Origin of the sequence: Paraburkholderia oxyphila NBRC 105797 (genome assembly GCF_000685075.1) — a bacterium.
In the GTDB taxonomy this organism is placed as follows: Bacteria; Pseudomonadota; Gammaproteobacteria; order Burkholderiales; family Burkholderiaceae; genus Paraburkholderia; species Paraburkholderia oxyphila.
Genome location: NZ_BAYD01000069.1, coordinates 15235 through 33720, shown reverse-complemented (window position 1 = coordinate 33720; position 18486 = coordinate 15235). Strand labels below are relative to the sequence as shown.

Below are 18486 nucleotides of genomic sequence, written 5' to 3'. Positions count from 1 at the left end.
CGGGCCGGCGGGGCTTCGGGCCGCTCCGGGAGCGCCCCAGCCACCGCCTTACAGCTCGATGCGCTTGATGTCGCCCACCACGAAGATGTACGACGCGGCGCCGACCAGCGCGATCGTGCCGATGAACGCGAGCGCCCAGACGAACGAGCCCGTCGCGCCCACGATCACCCCGACCACGAGCGGCGTGATGATGCCGGCGAGGTTGGCCGCCAGGTTGAAGATGCCGCCCGTGAGACCGAGCATGCCGGCCGGCGCGATATCGGAAACGAGCGTCCAGCCGAGCGCGGCCATGCCCTGCGCGAAGAACGCCACCGAGAGGATCGCGATCACGGCCACGTTGCTCTGGACGAAGTTCGCGAGAATGATGGTCGAGGCGAGCAGCAGGCCGGCGATGATCGGCAGCTTGCGCGCCACATTGGCCGAGAGGCCCCGGCGCAGCATCCAGTCCGAGAAGGTGCCGCCGAACATCACGCCGATCGAAGCGGCGATGAACGGCATGATCGCGAAGAAGCCAATCTTGAGCCATCCCATGTGGCGCTCGGTGGCGAGGTAGGTCGGGAACCACGTGAGGAAGAACACGAGCGTGGAGTTGCCCGCGAACTGGCCGAGGCAGATGCCCGCGAGCTGACGCTTGCGCAGCAGCTTGCCGGCCATGCGCCAGTCGAACCCCTTCTTGCCATCGGCCGCCTGCGCCTTGTCCGCATCGGCCTTCTTGTCGTGCTTCGCGAGGCCGCCGCCCGCCTCGATATAGTCGAGCTCCGCGCGGTTGGCGCCCGGATGATCGTGCGGCTCGCGGTAGAAGCACCACCAGACGAGGCCGAACGCGATGCCCACGCCGCCCACCACGTAGAACAGCGAGCGCCAGCCATAGGCGCCCATCAGCGCGAACAGGAAGGGGCTGAAGAACGCGAGGCCGACGTACTCGCCTACCGTATAGGTACCGGTCGCGAACGCGCGTTCCTGTTGCGGGAACCATGTCGCCACCACACGGCTATTGGTGGGGAAGCACGGCGATTCGGCCACGCCGAGACCCAGCCGGCACGCGAGCAGCGCGCCCACGCTGCCGACGAACCCTTGCACGAGCGTGCACATCGACCACAGCGTCATCGCCAGGTAGTACGTGACCTTGCTGCCGAAGCGGTCGAGAAACACGCCACCCGGAATCTGCGCCACCACGTAGCTCCACGAGAACGCCGAAAAGATCAGCCCCATGAGCGCCGCGTTGATGCCCAGCTCCCTGGTGAGCTGCGGCGCCGCGATGCCGAGCACCGTGCGGTCCAGATAGTTGATCATCGTGCCGACGGCCAGCAGGCCGAGGATCCGATAGCGCGCCTTCGAGCGCCGCAGCGCGCCTTCGGCGGGCGTCGCGGCAAGGGTAGGCGCGTCGCGCCCCGTCGATACGGGTGGTGCCATGTCTCTCTCCTGACTATTTATGGCCGAGCTGACTCTCGAGCGGCGGGTTATTGGCCGGCGTCCTGCGCCAGCATCGTTTGCAAATGTGCATACATGCGCTCGGCGTCCGGTTCGAGGCCGGTGAAGAGCCTGAATGCATCCACGGCCTGATAGACGGCCATGCCGCCGCCGCTCAAGACACAGCAGCCGCGCGCTTCAGCCGCTTCGAGCAACGCGGTGCGGATCGGGAAATAGACGATGTCGGCCACCCACAGGCGCTCATGCAGATACTCGGCGGGCAGCGGCAAGCCGGGCAGCTTCGCCATGCCGGTGGGGGTGGCGTGAATGAGGCCCGTGGCGGCGGCCAGCGTCGCCTGCAAGTCGCCGCCCGCGCTCACGCGCGCGGCGGGAAAGCGCGCCTGCAACTCGTCGGCGAGCGCCTGGGCGCGCGTGGCGTCCACGTCGAACAGCGTGAGTGCGTGTGCACCCATCTGCAGCGCGGCATGCGCAACCGCCGCGCCCGCGCCGCCTGCACCCAGCTGCACGACCGATTCGAGCGACACGTCGGGCAGCCCGCGCTTGAACGCGCTGGCGAATCCCGACCAATCGGTGTTGTGGCCGATGCGCTTGCCGTCGCGGAACAGCACCGTGTTCACGGCGCCCAGCGCCCGTGCGTCGTCCGAGAGTTCGTCGAGCAAGGGGATCACGGCCTGCTTGCACGGATAGGTGATGTTCAGGCCGTCGAAGCCCATGCGCTGCGCCGCGAGCAGCAGCTCGGGCAGCGCGTCGATGGCGAGGCCGAGCGCATCGAGATCGATACGCCGATACACATAGTTGAAGCCGAGCTCGCGCCCTTCCTTCTCGTGCATCGCGGGCGTGAGCGAGCCGCCGATACCCTTGCCGATCAGCCCGCAAAGGAACGAGCGCGGCTTCGTTGCGGTGTTGTGCTGGCTCATTTCGACACCTTCCCTGCCAGCAGCGTGGCCATGCGTTCGAGCGCGAGCACATAGCCCTGGGTGCCGCAGCCGACGATGATGCCGTCGGCTATAGGCGAAACGAACGAATGGTGCCGGAACGCCTCGCGCTTGTGGACGTTGGAAATATGGACCTCGATCACGGGCTTGGCGATGGCCGAAAGCGCATCGGCAATGGCCACCGACGTGTGCGTGTAGGCGGCCGGATTGATGACGATGCCGTCGACGCGCGTACGTGCCTCGTGCAGCCAGTCGATCAACTGATGCTCGGCGTTCGACTGGCGGAAGTCGACTTCGAGCTGCAACCGCCCGGCAGCTTCGCGGCACAGGCGCGCCACGTCGTCCAGCGTTTCGGACCCATATACCGCGGGTTCCCGCGTTCCCAGCAGATTGAGATTCGGCCCGTTCAGGACCAGTACCGACGGCAATTGCATCAGGCGCTCCACAATACGTAACAACTCGATAACGACGCGACAACTCCGTTTCAGGCGCGGCATTTGCGGCGCATTGGCCCTGCCCCGCGGCCCATGCGCTCACCCCACGCATGGCCGCCAGTGTGCCGCGCACGCGCGCTCAGGTCACCCTGGGGTTTCCGAGAATTTGTACTAACTAGTTAGTTTTATTATCCTTGCAACACTCCGGCGGCGCTTGCGTGTTCAGCTTGCTTGCCCGCTGAACGCGCAGCGCGCGCCCCGCCGGCACGCGCAAGCCCGCGCCGCCGGCCCCTGGGTTATCGTTCAACCGTTGCCGCGCCACGCCATGTCCAAGCCGCCTCTCGCTTCAGCCCTCGCCCCGTTGTGCCGCTCGATCGCGACCGTCTCGATCAGCGGCACGCTTGCGGAAAAGCTCGCCGCGATCAGCGCCGCGGGCTTCGCGGGCGTGGAGATCTTCGAAAACGATCTGCTCTATTTCGAAGGCTCGCCCGCCGACGTGCGCCGCATGGCCGCCGACTTCGGGCTCGCCATCGTGCTGTACCAGCCGTTTCGCGACTTCGAGGGCGTGAGCGCCGGGCGGCTGGCGCGCAACCTCGAGCGCGTGAAGCGCAAATTCGATTTGATGCACGAGCTGGGCACGGACCGCCTGCTGGTCTGCAGCAGCGTCTCGCCCGACACGATCGACGACGATGCGCTGGCCATCGATCAACTCGGCCAGCTCGCGCAGGCCGCCGCGCAGGCGGGCGTGGTGACGTGCTACGAAGCGCTCGCCTGGGGCCGCCACGTACGCACGTACCGCCATGCATGGAAGCTCGTGAACGCCGTGAACCATCCGAACCTCACGCTCGCGCTCGACAGCTTCCACACGCTCTCGCTCGACGACACGCCCGATGCGATCGCCACGATTCCGGGCGAGCGCATTGGCTTCGTGCAGATCGCCGACGCACCGAAGATGAACATGGACGTACTCGAATGGAGCCGCCATTACCGCTGCTTTCCGGGCCAGGGCGACTTCGCGCTCGCGGACTTTACGGCGCAAGTCGTGAAGAGTGGCTACACGGGCCCGCTCTCGCTGGAAATCTTCAACGACGGCTTTCGCGGCGCGCCGCCCGCGGCCACCGCGGCGGACGGCAATCGCTCACTGCTGCTACTCGAAGAGCTGACACGCGAAGCGTTGACGCACGAAGCACCACGCGGCGCCGATGCGCAAGCGGCACCGCTCTACAACCCGCCCGCCGCGCCGGCGCACGCGGGCTGGCAATTCCTCGAGTTCGCAGTGGACGACGCCGCGCGCCAGCGCGTGGCCGACTGGCTCGAAAAGCTCCATTTCCGCCGCGCGGGGCAGCACCGCTCGAAAGACGTGACGCTCTACCAGCACGGCTCGGCGGCCATCGTGCTGAACGCCGAGCCCGATTCGTTCGCCGATGCGTTCTTCCAGCGCCACGGTCTTTCGCTGTGCGCCTCGGCCTTGCGCGTGGACGACGCGCGTCTCGCGCTCGAACGCGCGGCGGGTTTCGGCTATCAGCCGTTCTCTGGCCGCCTCGGCCCCAACGAGCGCGTGGTGCCGGCCGTCCAGGCACCGGACGGCAGTCTTAACTATTTCGTTAACGAACAACCGGGCGAGCCGACGCTCTTCGAAGCCGACTTCGTGCTCACCGATGTGGACGGTCCCACGGAGGTCGGCCCGATCACGGGCATCGATCACGTGAGCCTCGCGCTGCCGGCCGGTTCGTTCGATGCATGGGTGCTGTTCCTGAAAGCGGTGTTCGGCCTGCAGGCGAGCGCCGCCGTCCTGCTGCCCGATCCCTACGGCCTCGTGCGCAGCCGCGCGCTCTTCAGCGCCGACCGCGGCCTGCGCATGGTGCTCAACGCCTCGGTCGACCCGCACACCGCGACCGCCGAGAGCGTGCGCGCCTATCACGGCACCGGCCTGAACCACGTGGCGTTCAGCACCGGCGACATCTTCCGCGCCGTCACGGAATTCGAGGCGGCGGGCGTGCCGCTGCTGCGCGTGCCGGCCAACTACTACGACGATCTCGAAGCGCGCCACACACTGCCCGCCGAGTTCCTCGACGCGCTGCGCCAGCACAACCTCCTCTACGACCGCGACGAACAAGGCGGCGAGTTCCTGCACGCCTACACCGAAACGCTCGACCAGCGCTTCTTCCTGGAATTGGTGGAGCGGCGCGGCGGCTACGACGGTTATGGCGCGCCGAACGCCGCGGTGCGCCTCGCCGCGCAGGCACGCCAGCGCTCGCGCGACGCGCGTCAGGACGACGAACAAGACAAGAGCCTATAAGGGCCCCCCAGAAGCATCCCCGGCGATATCGATCAAGCGACACGGAGCAATCCGTGCCGCTCGCAGCGCGCGCTCACGCAAAGCACATGCACCGGTCGTGCGATACACCAACAATCAATAAGTAATCCTATAATTCTTGGAGATTTACGACGATGAAGAAGACTGGCTTCGGTCCGGGTATTTTCGTAACCGCAGGCGCCGCATTGATCGCGGGCCCGGCGTTCGCGCAATCCAGCGTCACGCTCTACGGCGCTGTCGACGACGCAATTACTTACGTCAACAACCAGAACGGTCACTCGAACGTGTACCTGCGTCAGGGCAACGTCTATGCCTCGAAGTTCGGCCTGCAAGGCAAGGAAGACCTGGGCGGCGGCACGCTCGCGATCTTCGACCTGCAAAACGGCTTCGATCCGAATAGCGGAGCGCTCCAGACCAATGGCCTGCTTTTCAACCGCCAGGCTTACGTAGGTTTGCAGAACCTCAGCGTGGGCCAGCTCACGCTCGGCCGCCAATACACGCCCTACTATCAGTTCGTGGGGCCGCTCACGGGCAGCAACTGGCTCACCGGCGCGACCGGCGCGCACCCCGGCGATATCGACGGACTCGACACCACCGTACGCATCAACAACTCGGCGATCTACACGTCGCCCACCTGGTACGGCGTGCAGGCGAGCGCCATGTACGCGTTCGGCGGCATTGCGGGCAGCACCGGCAAGGGCCAGACATGGAGCACCGCGCTGCGTTATGCGAACGGGCCGGTCTCGCTCGCCGCAGGCTACCTGCGCATGGACAACGCCGCGCTCACGAGCGGCTTCGACACCTCCTCGACCGCGAGCTTCGGCAAGTCGTCGCTGAACACGGGCTATGTTTCGGCGCGCGCCGTGCAGCACGTGGCCGTGGCAGGCAACTACACGATCGGCAATGTGATGCTGGGCGCATCGTATTCCAACGTCGAATACCTCGCGGGCGGCAAGTCGCTCTTCGGCACCACGGCCGTCTTCAACACCTGGGCAGCGCTCGCCACCTATCGCTTCTCGCCCGCGTTCGACGTGGGCGGCGGCTTTGCCTACACGCTGGCCTCGAAAGCCAACGGCGTCACGAGTGCCGCGCGGTATGAACAGGTCTCGCTCAAGGAGACCTATCACCTCTCCAAGCGGACTTCGCTTTACGCGCTGCAAGGCTATCAGCACGCGAGCGGCCAGACGCTCGGCGCGAACGGCGCGGGCGATATCGTCGAGGCCAGCCCCTCGGTGGGCGACTCGCAGAACAGCACGCCTTCGAGCACGCACGCGCAGTTCGTCGGCATGGCGGGCATTGCGCTGCTGTTCTGACGCGTCAATCCGACGCAATTCGCCGCGGACCCGCGTCACACGGGCGTCGCGGCGCCGAAGCAGCCCGGCACGGTGGCATCCTGGCTACGGCGATTCGGCCGGTGTGCGACACTGGCGCGTCTCGATCGAGCCGCCCCGGTTCTGGCGCGCCCGACGCGCCCGCCGCCATCGGCGCCATCGACTGGCGGCGTCATGGCACATGGCGCCTTCAAGGCGCAGCGCGCGAGGCTCATGAGCCCAACCCTCAGCGCACATCCATGCCGGACGTCCCCTTATCCCAGCCGCGCGCGGCGCAACCGCGCCGCCGAGGCCTCGCCGCCGCGCTCTTCTTCCTCGTCATCGCAGCGGGCGCGGTCTATGTCATCAACCATCTCGTCGTCGACCTGCGCACCGTGCAGGGCAGCTCCGCGCTGCCGTTCGTCCTGCTCGGCATCGCGCTTGTCATCGCGCTCGGCTTCGAGTTCGTGAACGGCTTTCACGACACCGCCAACGCCGTCGCCACGGTCATCTATACGAACTCGCTCGAACCGCACACCGCCGTGGTCTGGTCGGGCGCATGGAATTTTCTCGGCGTGCTCGTCTCGAGCGGCGCGGTCGCGTTCGGCATCCTGCAACTGCTGCCCGTCGAGCTGATCCTCCAGGTGGGCAGCCACGCCGGGTTCGCCATGGTGTTCTCGCTGCTGATCGCGGCCATCCTCTGGAATCTCGGCACCTGGTATCTCGGGCTGCCCTCGTCGAGCTCGCATGCGCTGGTTGGCTCGATCATCGGCGTGGGCATCATGAACCAGTGGCTCAGCGGCGCTTCTGGCACTTCGGGCGTCGACTGGACCCAGGCGCTGGGCGTGGGCAAGGCCCTGTTGTTTTCGCCCGTGGTGGGGTTCGTGCTCTCCGCGCTCTTGCTGCTCGCGCTGAAGTGCTTCGTGCGCGCGCCGCGCCTCTACCGCGAGCCTAAGGCGAACGAGCCGCCGCCGTTCTGGATCCGCGCGCTGCTCATTCTCACCTGCACGGGCGTCTCGTTCGCGCACGGCTCCAACGACGGGCAGAAAGGCATGGGCCTCATCATGCTGATCCTGATTGGCGTGGTGCCCACCGCCTATGCGCTCAACAGGGCCGTCACGCCCGAGCAGACCGTGACGTTCGTGGCATCCGCCCGCGCGGCTTCGACCACGCTCGCGCACTACGCGAGCGCCACGCCGCCCGACAATCCGCGCGCGGAAGTCGAAGCCTACGTGAGCACGCAGCGCCTGCAGCCCGCGACGCTGCCGGCGCTGCGCGCGCTCACCGACACCATCGGCGACCAGGTGAGCCTCTCGGGCTCGATGGCGCAGGTGCCGCAAACGATGGTCGACAACGTGCGCAACAACATGTACGTCGCGTCCGAGGCCATCCGGCTGATGGAGAAAGCGCACGCGCCCGCCTTCTCCGCCACCGACACCGCCACGCTCGAGGACTTTCGCAAGCAGATGGACCACGCCACCAAGTTCATCCCCACGTGGGTCAAGGTGGCGGTGGCCATCGCGCTCGGACTGGGGACGATGGTGGGCTGGAAGCGCGTCGTGGTGACCGTGGGCGAGAAGATCGGCAAGCAGCATCTGACCTATGGGCAGGGCGCCTCCGCCGAAGCGGTGGCCATGCTGACCATCGGCATGGCCGACGTCTACGGCTTGCCCGTTTCGACCACCCACGTGCTGGCCTCGGGCGTGGCTGGAACCATGGCCGCCAATGGCTCAGGCCTGCAATGGTCGACCGTGCGCAATCTCGCGCTTGCATGGCTGCTCACGCTGCCCGCCTCGATTGCGCTTGCCGCCTCGCTGTTCTGGGTTTTTCGTCAGTTATTCTGAGTGAATTTCCGGCTACGCGCGGCGCATGAATCAGCGATGCGTGAACACCGGGTCGCGCTTTTCGAGGAAGGGCGCCATGCCTTCCTTCGCATCCTCGCTCGCAAACCGAGCATGCAGCTCGCGCCGCTCGAACAGCATGCCCTCGCTCAACGCGCTCTCCCAGGCGCGGTTCACCGACTCCTTGATCGTCAAGCGCGTTCAGATGCTTCGGCCGGTTGAGCGTGATCTTTTCCGGGCACTCGGCCACGCAGGCGTCCAGTTCGTCGTTGATGGTGCGCCCCGGCCACCAGCGGCGCGTTGCTTCGCTCGCGCGCATCTGCGCGATCAATACCGCGTCGAACGCCATCGTATGCCCCCGTGCAAGAGAAGCGCCGCTCATGCGGGAACGGCGTCGCGCCCGGCGTTCGCGCGCGCCACGATGGTCTTCATGATCTGCGCCGTGCCGTCGCCAATCTGAAAGCCGAGGACGTCGCGCAGGCGCTGCTCCAGCGGCCCGCGATCGTAGCCGCCGTGGCCGAATGAGAGCAGGCATTGATGCACGACGTCGTAAGCGAGCTTCGGCCCCCACCATTTGCACATGGCCGCCTGCGCCGTGTGCGGCAGGCCACGGTCCTTGAGCCAGAGCGTTTGCAGACACAGCAGGCGCGCGGCCTCCACCTGGGTCGCGTACTCGGCGAGCGGATGCGAGACGCCCTGAAACGCCGAAAGCGGCTTGCCGAACGCCTCGCGCTGCGCGATGTACTCCCACGTCTCCTCGAGGCTCACGCTCGCGACCGCGAGCACCTGCAAACCGATCAGCGCGCGCGAGAAGTCGAAGCCCTGCATCACCTGCACGAAGCCCTTGCCCTCGTCGCCTAGCCGATGATCGACGGGCACGCGCACGTTCTCGAAGAAGATCGAGCCGCGCCCGATGGCGCGCTGGCCATGACAATCGAAACGGTTGCGCGTGATGCCGGGAAGATCCATCGGCACGAGCAGCGCGGAAACGCCGCGCGCGCCATCTTCCGCGCGGCCCGTGCGGGCGAATACCACGGCGGCGTCCGCCTGATCGGCTGCCGAGATCGAAGTCTTCTCGCCGTTGAGCACGTAGTGGTCCCCCACGCGCTCCATCTTCAGTCGCAGGTTCGCCGCGTCCGAGCCGCCGCGTGGCTCGGTCAACGCGATTGCGAGCAGCGCGCGCCCCTGCGTCAGGCGCTCGAGCCAAGGACGCGCGATCTCGGGCGCCGCGTGCTGCGCCAGGATCTGCCCATTGAGCGAAGCGAGCAGGTTGATATAGGAGAGGCTCAGGTCGGCGCGGGCGATCTCCTCGTGGATCACACCCGCCGCGAGGCAGCCGAGCCCCTGCCCGCCGTAGGCTTCAGGCAGCTCCGGCGCGATGAATCCCATCTCGCCCATTTCGCGCATCAAGCCACGGTCGAGCACGCGCGTTTGATCGCGCTCCTGAAAGCCCGGCGCGACGCGTCCCTGCGCGAAACGCCGCGCGTGCTCGCCAAGGGCGACGAGGTCTTCGTCGATATAGGGATTCATGTCCACTCCTGGTACGGGGTCGCTCTATTCATTCGTCATGCTAAACGTGATGGATACGCCTTTACTTCGCGTATTTGCGGAACTCGGGCTTGCGTTTCTGATTGAACGCCCGCACGCCCTCGCGCGACTCCTCCGTGTCGTAATAGAGCTTGAGCGCATACATGCCCATGCCCGCGATGCCGGCCTGATGCGCGGTATCCATGTTGAACGAGCGCTTGGCGATGGCGATGGCCGTCGGGCTCTTTTCCATGATCTCGTCGCACCACTTCTGCACTTCCGCGTCCAGTTGCTCGTGCGGCACGACCGCATTCACGAGCCCCATCACCAGCGCTTCGGCGGCCGGATAGCGGCGGCACAGATACCAGATCTCGCGCGCTTTCTTCTCGCCCACCACGCGCGCAAGAAAGGCCGTGCCGTAGCCGGGGTCCACCGAGCCGACCTTCGGGCCCGCCTGCGCGAATACGGCCTTCTCCGAGGCGATCGTGAAATCGCAGATCGTGCACAGCACGTTGCCGCCGCCCACCGCATAGCCCTGCACGCGCGCGATCACGGGCTTGGGCACGTCGCGGATCGCAGTGTGCAATTCCTCCATCGGCAGCCCGATGGTGCCGCGCCCGTCGTATTGGCCTTCGTGGGCAGACTGATCGCCGCCGGTGCAGAACGCCTTGTCGCCCGCGCCCGCCAGCACGATCACGCCAATCTCGCGCGAATAGCCCGCCTTGTTGATCGCGTGAATCAGCTCGTCGCAGGTGCGAGCGCGAAACGCGTTCATCTTCTCCGGGCGATTGATGGTGATCCATGCCGCGCCGTTGCGCACTTCGTAAAGAATGTCTTCGTAGTTCATGAACGAATCCTGTGTTGTACTGACAATCAATCAGCCGGCCATGGTCAGGCCGCCGGACACGCTCAGCACCTGCCCGGTGATGTAGCCTGCGTCGTCGCTGGCGAAGAAGACGATTGCGCCCGGCAAGTCCTCGGGCTGGCCGATGCGGCCCAGCGGAATCGAGCGCTGGAACGCTTCTAGCAGCTTCTCGGGATTGCCCGCGCCTTCCTTGTAATCGGCGAAAAGCGCCGTGTCGGTCGGGCCCGGGCAGACCTCGTTCACGGTGATGCCGTGGCGCGCATGCTCGCGCGCGATGGTCTTGGAGAACGACACGAGGCCGCCCTTGCATGCCGCGTAGACGGCCTCGCCCGACGAGCCCACGCGCGCCGCATCGGAAGCGATATTGACGATGCGCCCGCGCTTGCGCTCGACCATGCCGGGCAACACGGCATGGTGCAGGTGCAGTGCGCCCATGAGATTGATCGCGATGAGCCGCTCCCACTGCGCGGGCTCCGTTTTCGTGAAGGGCTTGAAGACGTCCCAGCCCGCATTGTTCACGAGCACATCCACGGGGCCGAGTTGCGCCTCGGCTTGCGCGAGCGCCGCATCCACCTCAGCGCGATTCGTGATGTCGCAGCGCAGCGCAAGCGCCTTGCCGTCGTGCGCCTCGATCGACGCGCTCACCTTCTGCGACGCTTCGAGCGAGAGATCGAGCACCGCGACGCGCGCGCCCTCCGCCGCAAAGCGCCGGCAAGTCGCACCGCCAATGCCGCCTCCACCTCCCGTCACGACCACCGTGCGGCCTTCGAACCTTTTCATCGTGCTCCTCCATGCGTTACCAGGGTTACCATTGAGCCTGCTGGCGGTCGCGCACCTTTTTCGGCCGCCCTAATTATGTCAATATGTTGACGTATACTAGGCAGCACATCGATCGAAGACAAGCGCAGCCACATCAGGAGAAACCCTTTGTCTAAGCCTGCAAAAACCCATGATAAAGAAGACCTTGCGCGCTTCGAGCTGGCCAATCGGTTGTTCTTCCGCCTCTACCAATCTGCAAATATGTTGCATAAAACGGGAACTCGGGCCGTGGAAGAGGAAGGGCTGACCACGCAGCAGTGGGCCGTGCTCGGTGCACTTTCGCGCGAGGAGGTTCAGGAAGGCATGAGTGTGGGCGAGCTGGCGCGCTATCTGATGGTGAGCCGGCAGAACCTCTCGGGCCTGATCAGCCGGATGGAGCGCGACGGGCATTTGAGCGCCGCCCCGGACGCGCTCGACCGCCGCTCGCGCCGCGTGCGCATGAGCGAGACGGGCCGCGCGCTATGGCTGCATCAGGCCACACCCAAGATCCAGGCGTATTACGAAGAGGTGCTAGGGAATTTTTCCGTCGACGACATGACGCACACGCTGCACTATCTGCTCAAGCTGCTGGACAACATGAAGCGCATCGACGAACGCGGCACGGCGGAAGAAGAATGAGCGCGCGTGCCATACGCCATTCCAGACAAACTGCACATACCAAAGGACACACAACGCGATGAAAATGCACCCGTTCAGCTTCGGCACGACCGACTGGGCCGAGATTGAGCCCACCCAGCACAAAGGCGAGACCGGCATGGCCACATGGCGCACGCAGCATTTCGGCGACGCGCAGAACCCGATCCGCGTGCGCATGGTCGAGTACTCGCCCAACTACCTCGCCGATCATTGGTGCAGCAAAGGGCACATCCTCTTCTGCCTCGAAGGCGAACTGGAAACGACGCTGGAAGACGGCCGCAAATTCGTGCTCAAGCCCGGCATGAGCTATCAGGTGGGCGACAACGCCGAGGCGCACCAGTCGTACACGCGCACGGGCGCGCGGCTTTTCATCGTCGATTGAGGCGCGCAGCAGGCGCCCGCGGTGGCGCTAGCGTGCGGGGAGCACGCTTAGAGGCGCGCGGCGAGATCCGTCTCGATCCGCCTGCGCAATTCGCGCACGACCTTTGCCGCCGGCAGGAGCCACCACGTGGGCGCCTGCACGCCAAAGTCCCAGGCGATGCGCGTCTCGCCCGCACTCACGGCGCGCGCGCGGCAGCGGAAAGTCACGGCTTGATGCGCTTCGCCCTCGCTCTCGCCGTGGCGCGCCATCGAGTAGCGCAGGACCGCGCGCAGCTCGAAGCCCGCGCTTCCGGGCAGGTGCTCACTGGCTTCGATGCCCCATTCGGCGCCATGGCGGCCCGTACCGCGCAGCGCGGCGCCCACGCGCTGCCACGTTTCGTGGACGGGCAGCGGCATGCCATGCTCGCGCCCCGCGCGATCGGCCCGATAGAAAGTCCGCTGCGCCCACGCGTAACCGCCCACCAGCACCACGCCCGCGGCAATCAGCAGTCCTTGCAAAATTTCGCCGAGCCAGCGCCATGACCCGGCCGCGTCGAATACGCTGAAGACGATCTTGTGCGCCACCACAAAGAGGACGATGAACATCACGGCGATGCCGCTCAACGTCATCAACCAGCCGCGCGCGGGGTCGTCAAAACGTGAGAAGAAGAAGTCGCGCACGGGGTGTCGTTCGAGCGGCGCGAGGCTCGCGCCGGGATTGCCGCCATTGCCGACTTTGCCGCTATTTCCGCCGTTGCCGGAGCCCGGGCTCGCGGTAGCGGCTGCCTCAGCCTGCCGGGACGCCTGCTCCTCGTCGCGTCGCGCGGCAGCGCTTGCGCGCTCACGCACGGCTTCCTCGCGCAGGTGCACGAGTTCGCCGATCAGACGCTCGCGCTCGGTCTGCATGCGCGCAAACTCGGCCAGGCCACGCAGCCTGGTGCTCTGCAGCGCGTCGAGCTCGGCCTGCAGACGCTCGCGACGCAGTTGCAGGTCGCGCAACTGCTCGCGCACGCGGACGAGGTGCGCATCGCCCAGGGCCACGCGGCTCGCGGGCGCCTCGTGATGCGCGGACCAGTAGTCCTCCAGCACCTCGCGCGCTTCCTTGATCTTCTTGAACTGCTCGGAGGCCCAGTGCAGCGACGCCGGGCTCGGATGCCGCCATTTGTCCGGATGAAAGATCTGGGCGAGCTGCCGATAGTTGTGCTTGATTTCGGCCGCGCTGGCGCCAGGCTCGAGATCGAGCCGGTAGTAGAGGCGGTCGTAGTCTTCGTGGGTCCTCGGGTCGGGGGCGCTCATGACCGAAGTGTCGATAGGGGTTCAGTCGATACGCCGCATTCGTGGCGGCTTTGTCAGACAAGGTATAACAGGTCAGCTCCGGCGGCAAGAATCGCACCGGCCGCGTCAACCCCGGCGCGTGCGCCGCGCAAGCATCCGGCTCAGCGTCGCGAACGCCACGGCGGGCAGTTCGTGGAGCTTGCGCACGACCACGGCCTGCGGATAGAACGCCTCGACGGCATCGTCCTGTATGCCGATGCCGACCAGCTCGATGCCCTGCTCGCCCACCTCGGCCACGCGCGCATGCAAGTCGCTGCGCAACACCGCGGGGTCGCCGTCGCTCGTGGACGGATAGCCGTCCGAGAGCACGAACAGCAGGCGCCGCCGCGCCTTGCGCGCCATCAGCCGCGCGGCGGCCCAGGCGAGCGCTTCGCCGTCGGGATTCTCATGGCCGCACTCGATGGCCGCGAGGCCGCTCGCGGCGTTCGAATCGCGCGCTTCGAAGCGCTTGAAGATCCGCAGGTCAAGCCGCTCCACGAAGCGATTGAAGCCGCGCAGGTCCACGCCCGCCGCGCGGGCGCGCTCGAACTGCGCGCGCATGTCGGGCGACTCGACCGAGCTGTAGCCAAGCACTTCGCAGTCGAAGCCGAGTTGCATGAGCGCGTCGGTGAGCGCGGCCGCGCATAGCCGCGCGAGCTCGATCTTGCGCCCCGCCATCGAGCCGCTCAGGTCGAGCAGCAGCGTCACCGCGGCGTCGCGGCCGCTCGCGTGCGTGGCCACGCGAAACGGCGTGCGGTAGCCGCGCGAGGCGGCCAGGCGCGCGAGCGCGGCACGGTCGATCTCGCCGCGCTCCTGCTCGCGCTTCCAGTGGGTGAGTTCGTCGGCTTTCAGCACGCGCTCGAGATGCGTCCTGAGCGCGCCCGTCTCCGCGCGCGCCAGCGCGCGCAGCTTGCGCCACGCCGTGGCGTCGCCACTGCCGGTGAGGTCGGTCACGGCATCGAAGGCCGTGGTGAGCGGGATCGACCGGACCGCCTTTGCAAACGGCGCCGCGCCGGCTGCCGCGCGCGGCGGCGCAGCATCGGCCTCGGAGAGCGTGGCACCGGGCGCGGACATGGCGTCGCCGAGCGCCTCGCCGGCCGCTTCCAGCGCCTGCGCGCCGGGCTGGCGCAGCGCCTCCGCGGATGCCTCGGCAGCGGCGGCATCCAGCGTCAGCGCGAAAGCCGTGTCGTCGTGCGCGCCGAAGTCGTCGAGCTCGCGCGCGAGCGTTTCGTCGTCGAGCGAATCGGGTGGGCGCGCCGACTGCATCATATTGTTCGCGCCGCGCGAGGCGAGCGAGCGCACGCCCGCCACGATGGCCTGCGCGGCCCGCACGCTCTCGCTGGTCGAGCGGCTCGCGCGTGCCACAGCGAGCGGCCCGCCCGGGCCTTCCAATACGCGCAGCGCAGCCGCGAGCGTTGCCGCGTCGCGCTCGCCCGCGCGAGCGGGCTCGCCCCAGAGCGTGCGCTCGATGGTCCAGATGAGCCGCTCGGGCCACGAGAGCGCGCCCCAGCGCCGTGAGGCGTCGCGGGCGAGCTGCGCGCGCAGCCGCTCGACGTAGCGGCGCGCGCCCGGATAGGCCGCCACGAGCCGGGCCAGCACGCGCCGGTCCTCGACGGCTTGCGCAATGCGCCCCGTCACGCCCGCCTGGGCAAGGTCGAGCCGATGCGGTGCGCTATGCCGCCAGCGCGCCGCCAGCAAGTCGAGGTAGCCGATCAGCAAATCTTCATCGGCTTCGGTGGATTCGCCGGATTGAGCGGCCTGCACGGCCTGAGCGGCTTGCGTTGATTCGTCCGCGTGCGAAGGCAATACGAAGCGCTCATGCTCCACGCGCGGCCCACCGGCGCCAATCGACACCGCAAGGCGCGGCTCGCCGGTCAGCACGCGCGCGAGCTTGCCAAGGCGCGCTTCGAGATCGTCCAGGCGGGCGGCATCCATGACGATAGGCTCGCCTCTAGCTCGCGCCCGGATCGGCGTCGAAGATCGCGTGATGGCGGATGATGCTGCGGATGAGCGACGCGTCCTCCGCGCTGACTTTCGCGTAGATCGACGGGCCGGCGGCGCGCTCGGCGTCGCCCGTGCGCAACATCAGCTCGGCCCAATCGATCAGACGCCGCGTGGAGAACGCGCTCGCCAGATCTTCGCGTGCGAACGCGGCGCGGCAGTCGGCGGCAATGGCGGCGAGCGTGTGCGCGAGCGCGGGCGTGAGTTGCGGCAAGGTCCGCCGCAATACTTCGGCTTCCTCATCTTTCGACAAATAGTCGAACAGGTACACGCGCCAGCGGTCGAGAAAGGCTTCGTTGAGCAGATTCGCGCCCTGATACAGGTGACGGTACGCGCTCATCGCGCCCGCCGCGTTCGCCGTGGCGAAGAGGCGAAACGCCGGATGCGGCGTCACGATCTCGTTGCCGCGCTCCTTGAGCAGGAGCTTGCCGTTCGGCTCGAGCACGGCGGTCAGCACGGCGAGGATCGAAGGCTCGGCGAAATCGAGTTCGTCGATGATGAGCCAATAGCCCTCGCGCATCGACACGGGCAGCACGCCGTCCACCCAGACCGTCTCGCCGCCCTTCACGGTCCAGAAGCCCACGAAGTCGCCGATGGTGGTCTGGCCGTTCATGTTCGCGCGCAGCACGCCGTGCCCCGTGCGCGCGGCCACCTGCTCGATGAAGCTGGTCTTGCCCGAGCCCGTGTGGCCGATCAGCATCACGCGGCGGTTCTCGACGATGTCGAGCGCGACGTCGTCGGTGCGGGCCGTGAACAGATACGCGTCGTTGATGCGCGGCACCAGCGCTTGCGAAGCCGGCGAGCCCGCCTGCGCGACCGGCATGTCCACATTGCCGATGCGCACGGTCGCGCCAGGGAGCCGCGCTTCGTTGTCCGACTCATTGCACACTTCACTGCCCGCCACATCGCCCGCTCCGCCGCCTTCGCGCGCCGCCCGCGCAGCCGCCGCCGCATGGCGCAAATCGGCGGAGAAACGGCTGCCGGCCTCGGCGGCACGCGCCTCGTCCTCGCGGCCCGCCTCGGACACGAAGCCCTCGCGGCGCCACTTCAGCAGCTTCGCTTCGAGGTTGTCGAGGTCGACGACGGTGTCGATGTCCACCTCGCCGATGGTGTCGCCATCGCCACCGCGGCCGTGCTCGATGCGGAACATGTTCGCGCGCTCGGAGAGCGAGACGCGCCACCATTCGCGCGCCTCGCCCGAGCCGCGCGTGTAGACGCCCTCGGGGCCGTCGTCGTGAACTGCGAGAGGTGTGGCGTTCATCGGCAAAAGAACACGCGCGAGCGCGAATAAAGGGATTAACCGCTCATGTTACCCGCTGTCCAGCCACTGCCTCGCTCCAGAACGGCACGCAAGCGGGCCTGCCGCCGGCGCCAACGCATGTTGTAGCGGTGCGACACCATGACAAATTTGTTGCAGATGTTTTAACGTTTCGAAATATTATCGCCATCTTCGCGCGCAGGACTCGATCTGCGTACGCGAAAGTTTCACGAAATGACGCCAGCGCACGCACCCATGCGGCGCCGGCCAACGAATAAAAATGGGGATTACATGAAGAAGACCACCGCGGCACTCGGCGCCGCCCTGCTTGCCGTTTCCGCACAATCGGCATTCGCGCAAAGCTCGGTCACGCTGTACGGCATCGTCGACACCAGCATCCGCTACCTGACCAACGCCAACGCCAACAACGACAGCGAAGTGCAAATGGGCGTCGGCCCGGTCACCGGCAGCCGCTGGGGCCTGAAGGGCTCCGAAGACCTGGGCGGCGGCCTCTCGGCTGTGTTCCGCCTCGAAAGCGGCTTCAACCTCTGGAACGGCCAGATGGCCAGCCAGAACACGCTGTTCAACCGGATGGCCTATGTCGGCCTGCAGAGCAGCCAGTACGGCGCGCTCACGTTCGGCCGCCAGAACACCCCGCTGTTCGACCAGCTCGGCAACGTCTATGACCCGCTGACCGTCGGCAACTTCGACCAGGACAGCTGGCTGCCGGGCGCGCTCGGCTACGGCCTGCGCGAGAACAACTCGGTCAAGTACGACGGCCACTTCGGCGGCCTCGAAGTCGAAGGCATGTACAGCTTCGGCGGCGTGGCGGGCAGCACCGGCGCGAACAACATGTACGGCTTCACCGCGTCGTACACCTACGGCCCGGCCTCGCTCGACGCGGGCTACCAGCAGAACAGCGACCTGCACAACAACAAGTACCGCGTCGTGAACGTGAGCGGCGTCTACCAGATCGGCCCCGTCAAGGCGATGGCCGGCTGGCTCTGGGGCCAGGACAACACCGGCATCGTCGACATGTACATGGCCGCAACGGGCTCGCCGGCTGCCAACTTCTCGACGCCGGTGACGAACACCAACCGCATCGACAACGGCCTCTACGCCGGCGCCGTGTGGCAGGTCACCGCGCCGCTGACGCTGACGGCCGCCTACTACTACGACCACGCCAGCAACGCGCTGAACGCGGACGGCTCGACGCTGAGCACCGGCGTGCGCTACACGGGCGTCCTGCTGGCCGAGTACGCACTCTCCAAGCGCACCGAAGTGTATGGCACGGTCGACTTCACGCGCGCCACGGGTGCATCGACCGCGGACTTCCCGGGCCGCAACAACCAGACCGGCGTTGCCGTCGGCCTGCGCAACATCTTCTGATGGCGCGCGCGGCCCCTTGTTCGGGCCGCGCGCCAGCAAGATCGGCAAG

The 18486-nt window shown here is 67.0% G+C and carries 16 protein-coding genes; 6 read left to right on the top strand and 10 right to left on the bottom strand.

The genetic code is table 11. The features are described from left to right. Positions 1–48 precede the first annotated feature (48 nt). The 3 genes from BO1_RS32795 to aroQ are packed head-to-tail and all read right to left on the bottom strand — an operon-like array spanning position 49 to position 2800. Positions 49–1413 (bottom strand): MFS transporter, encoded by a 1365-nt coding sequence (locus tag BO1_RS32795; RefSeq protein WP_028221174.1) that lies wholly within the window; start codon positions 1411–1413, stop codon positions 49–51. A 47-nt stretch (positions 1414–1460) separates the two neighbouring features. Next, complete coding sequence (locus BO1_RS32790; protein ID WP_028221173.1) at positions 1461–2348, bottom strand: shikimate dehydrogenase; 888 nt, start codon at positions 2346–2348, stop codon at positions 1461–1463. Beyond that, on the bottom strand, positions 2345–2800 hold the full coding sequence (aroQ, locus tag BO1_RS32785; protein WP_028221172.1) for a type II 3-dehydroquinate dehydratase: 456 nt from the start codon (positions 2798–2800) through the stop codon (positions 2345–2347). The genes BO1_RS32790 and aroQ overlap by 4 nt, the downstream gene beginning before the upstream one ends. Before the next feature lie 361 nt (positions 2801–3161). Here aroQ and BO1_RS32780 point away from each other — a divergent pair, with 361 nt between their 5' ends. The 3 genes from BO1_RS32780 (at position 3162) to BO1_RS32770 (ending at position 8271) form a co-directional block, all read left to right on the top strand. Beyond that, a complete protein-coding gene (locus BO1_RS32780) occupies positions 3162–5099 on the top strand; it encodes a bifunctional sugar phosphate isomerase/epimerase/4-hydroxyphenylpyruvate dioxygenase family protein (protein ID WP_028221171.1) in 1938 nt (645 codons plus the stop codon). A 152-nt stretch (positions 5100–5251) separates the two neighbouring features. Further along, positions 5252–6430, top strand: a complete 1179-nt coding sequence (locus tag BO1_RS32775) for a porin (RefSeq protein ID WP_028221170.1) — start codon at positions 5252–5254, stop codon at positions 6428–6430. Positions 6431–6687: 257 nt separating this feature from the next. Continuing rightward, a complete protein-coding gene (locus BO1_RS32770; protein WP_028221169.1) occupies positions 6688–8271 on the top strand; it encodes an inorganic phosphate transporter in 1584 nt (527 codons plus the stop codon). A 30-nt stretch (positions 8272–8301) separates the two neighbouring features. On the opposite strand, the gene BO1_RS59660 is transcribed toward BO1_RS32770, so the two are convergent. From BO1_RS59660 to badH, 4 genes are all read right to left on the bottom strand, one after another. Continuing rightward, entirely contained in the window at positions 8302–8463 is a 162-nt protein-coding gene (locus BO1_RS59660) for an enoyl-CoA hydratase-related protein (protein WP_156992522.1), read from the bottom strand. Positions 8464–8646: 183 nt separating this feature from the next. After that, positions 8647–9798, bottom strand: coding sequence for a cyclohexanecarboxyl-CoA dehydrogenase (gene aliB / locus BO1_RS32760; RefSeq protein ID WP_028221168.1), 1152 nt, complete (start codon positions 9796–9798; stop codon positions 8647–8649). A gap of 61 nt (positions 9799–9859) precedes the next feature. Further along, complete coding sequence (badI, locus tag BO1_RS32755) at positions 9860–10642, bottom strand: 2-ketocyclohexanecarboxyl-CoA hydrolase (RefSeq protein WP_028221167.1); 783 nt, start codon at positions 10640–10642, stop codon at positions 9860–9862. Between the two features lie 30 nt (positions 10643–10672). Continuing rightward, positions 10673–11440, bottom strand: coding sequence for a 2-hydroxycyclohexanecarboxyl-CoA dehydrogenase (badH, locus tag BO1_RS32750; RefSeq protein ID WP_028221166.1), 768 nt, complete (start codon positions 11438–11440; stop codon positions 10673–10675). A 240-nt stretch (positions 11441–11680) separates the two neighbouring features. Here badH and BO1_RS32745 point away from each other — a divergent pair, with 240 nt between their 5' ends. Continuing rightward, positions 11681–12097, top strand: coding sequence for a MarR family winged helix-turn-helix transcriptional regulator (locus tag BO1_RS32745; protein ID WP_084688360.1), 417 nt, complete (start codon positions 11681–11683; stop codon positions 12095–12097). A gap of 58 nt (positions 12098–12155) precedes the next feature. Beyond that, positions 12156–12497, top strand: a complete 342-nt coding sequence (locus BO1_RS32740) for a DHCW motif cupin fold protein (RefSeq protein WP_028221164.1) — start codon at positions 12156–12158, stop codon at positions 12495–12497. 47 nt (positions 12498–12544) lie between these two features. On the opposite strand, the gene BO1_RS32735 is transcribed toward BO1_RS32740, so the two are convergent. The 3 genes from BO1_RS32735 to BO1_RS32725 all read right to left on the bottom strand — a co-directional run bounded on the left by BO1_RS32735 (position 12545) and on the right by BO1_RS32725 (position 17051). Continuing rightward, complete coding sequence (locus tag BO1_RS32735; protein ID WP_028221163.1) at positions 12545–13771, bottom strand: J domain-containing protein; 1227 nt, start codon at positions 13769–13771, stop codon at positions 12545–12547. A gap of 105 nt (positions 13772–13876) precedes the next feature. Continuing rightward, positions 13877–15724, bottom strand: coding sequence for a cobaltochelatase CobT-related protein (locus tag BO1_RS32730; protein ID WP_028221162.1), 1848 nt, complete (start codon positions 15722–15724; stop codon positions 13877–13879). Between the two features lie 16 nt (positions 15725–15740). Then, positions 15741–17051: an AAA family ATPase gene (locus BO1_RS32725; protein ID WP_028221161.1), complete on the bottom strand. Its 1311-nt coding sequence runs from the start codon at positions 17049–17051 to the stop codon at positions 15741–15743. Positions 17052–17339: 288 nt separating this feature from the next. Here BO1_RS32725 and BO1_RS32720 point away from each other — a divergent pair, with 288 nt between their 5' ends. After that, entirely contained in the window at positions 17340–18437 is a 1098-nt protein-coding gene (locus tag BO1_RS32720; protein ID WP_028221160.1) for a porin, read from the top strand. Positions 18438–18486 lie beyond the last annotated feature (49 nt).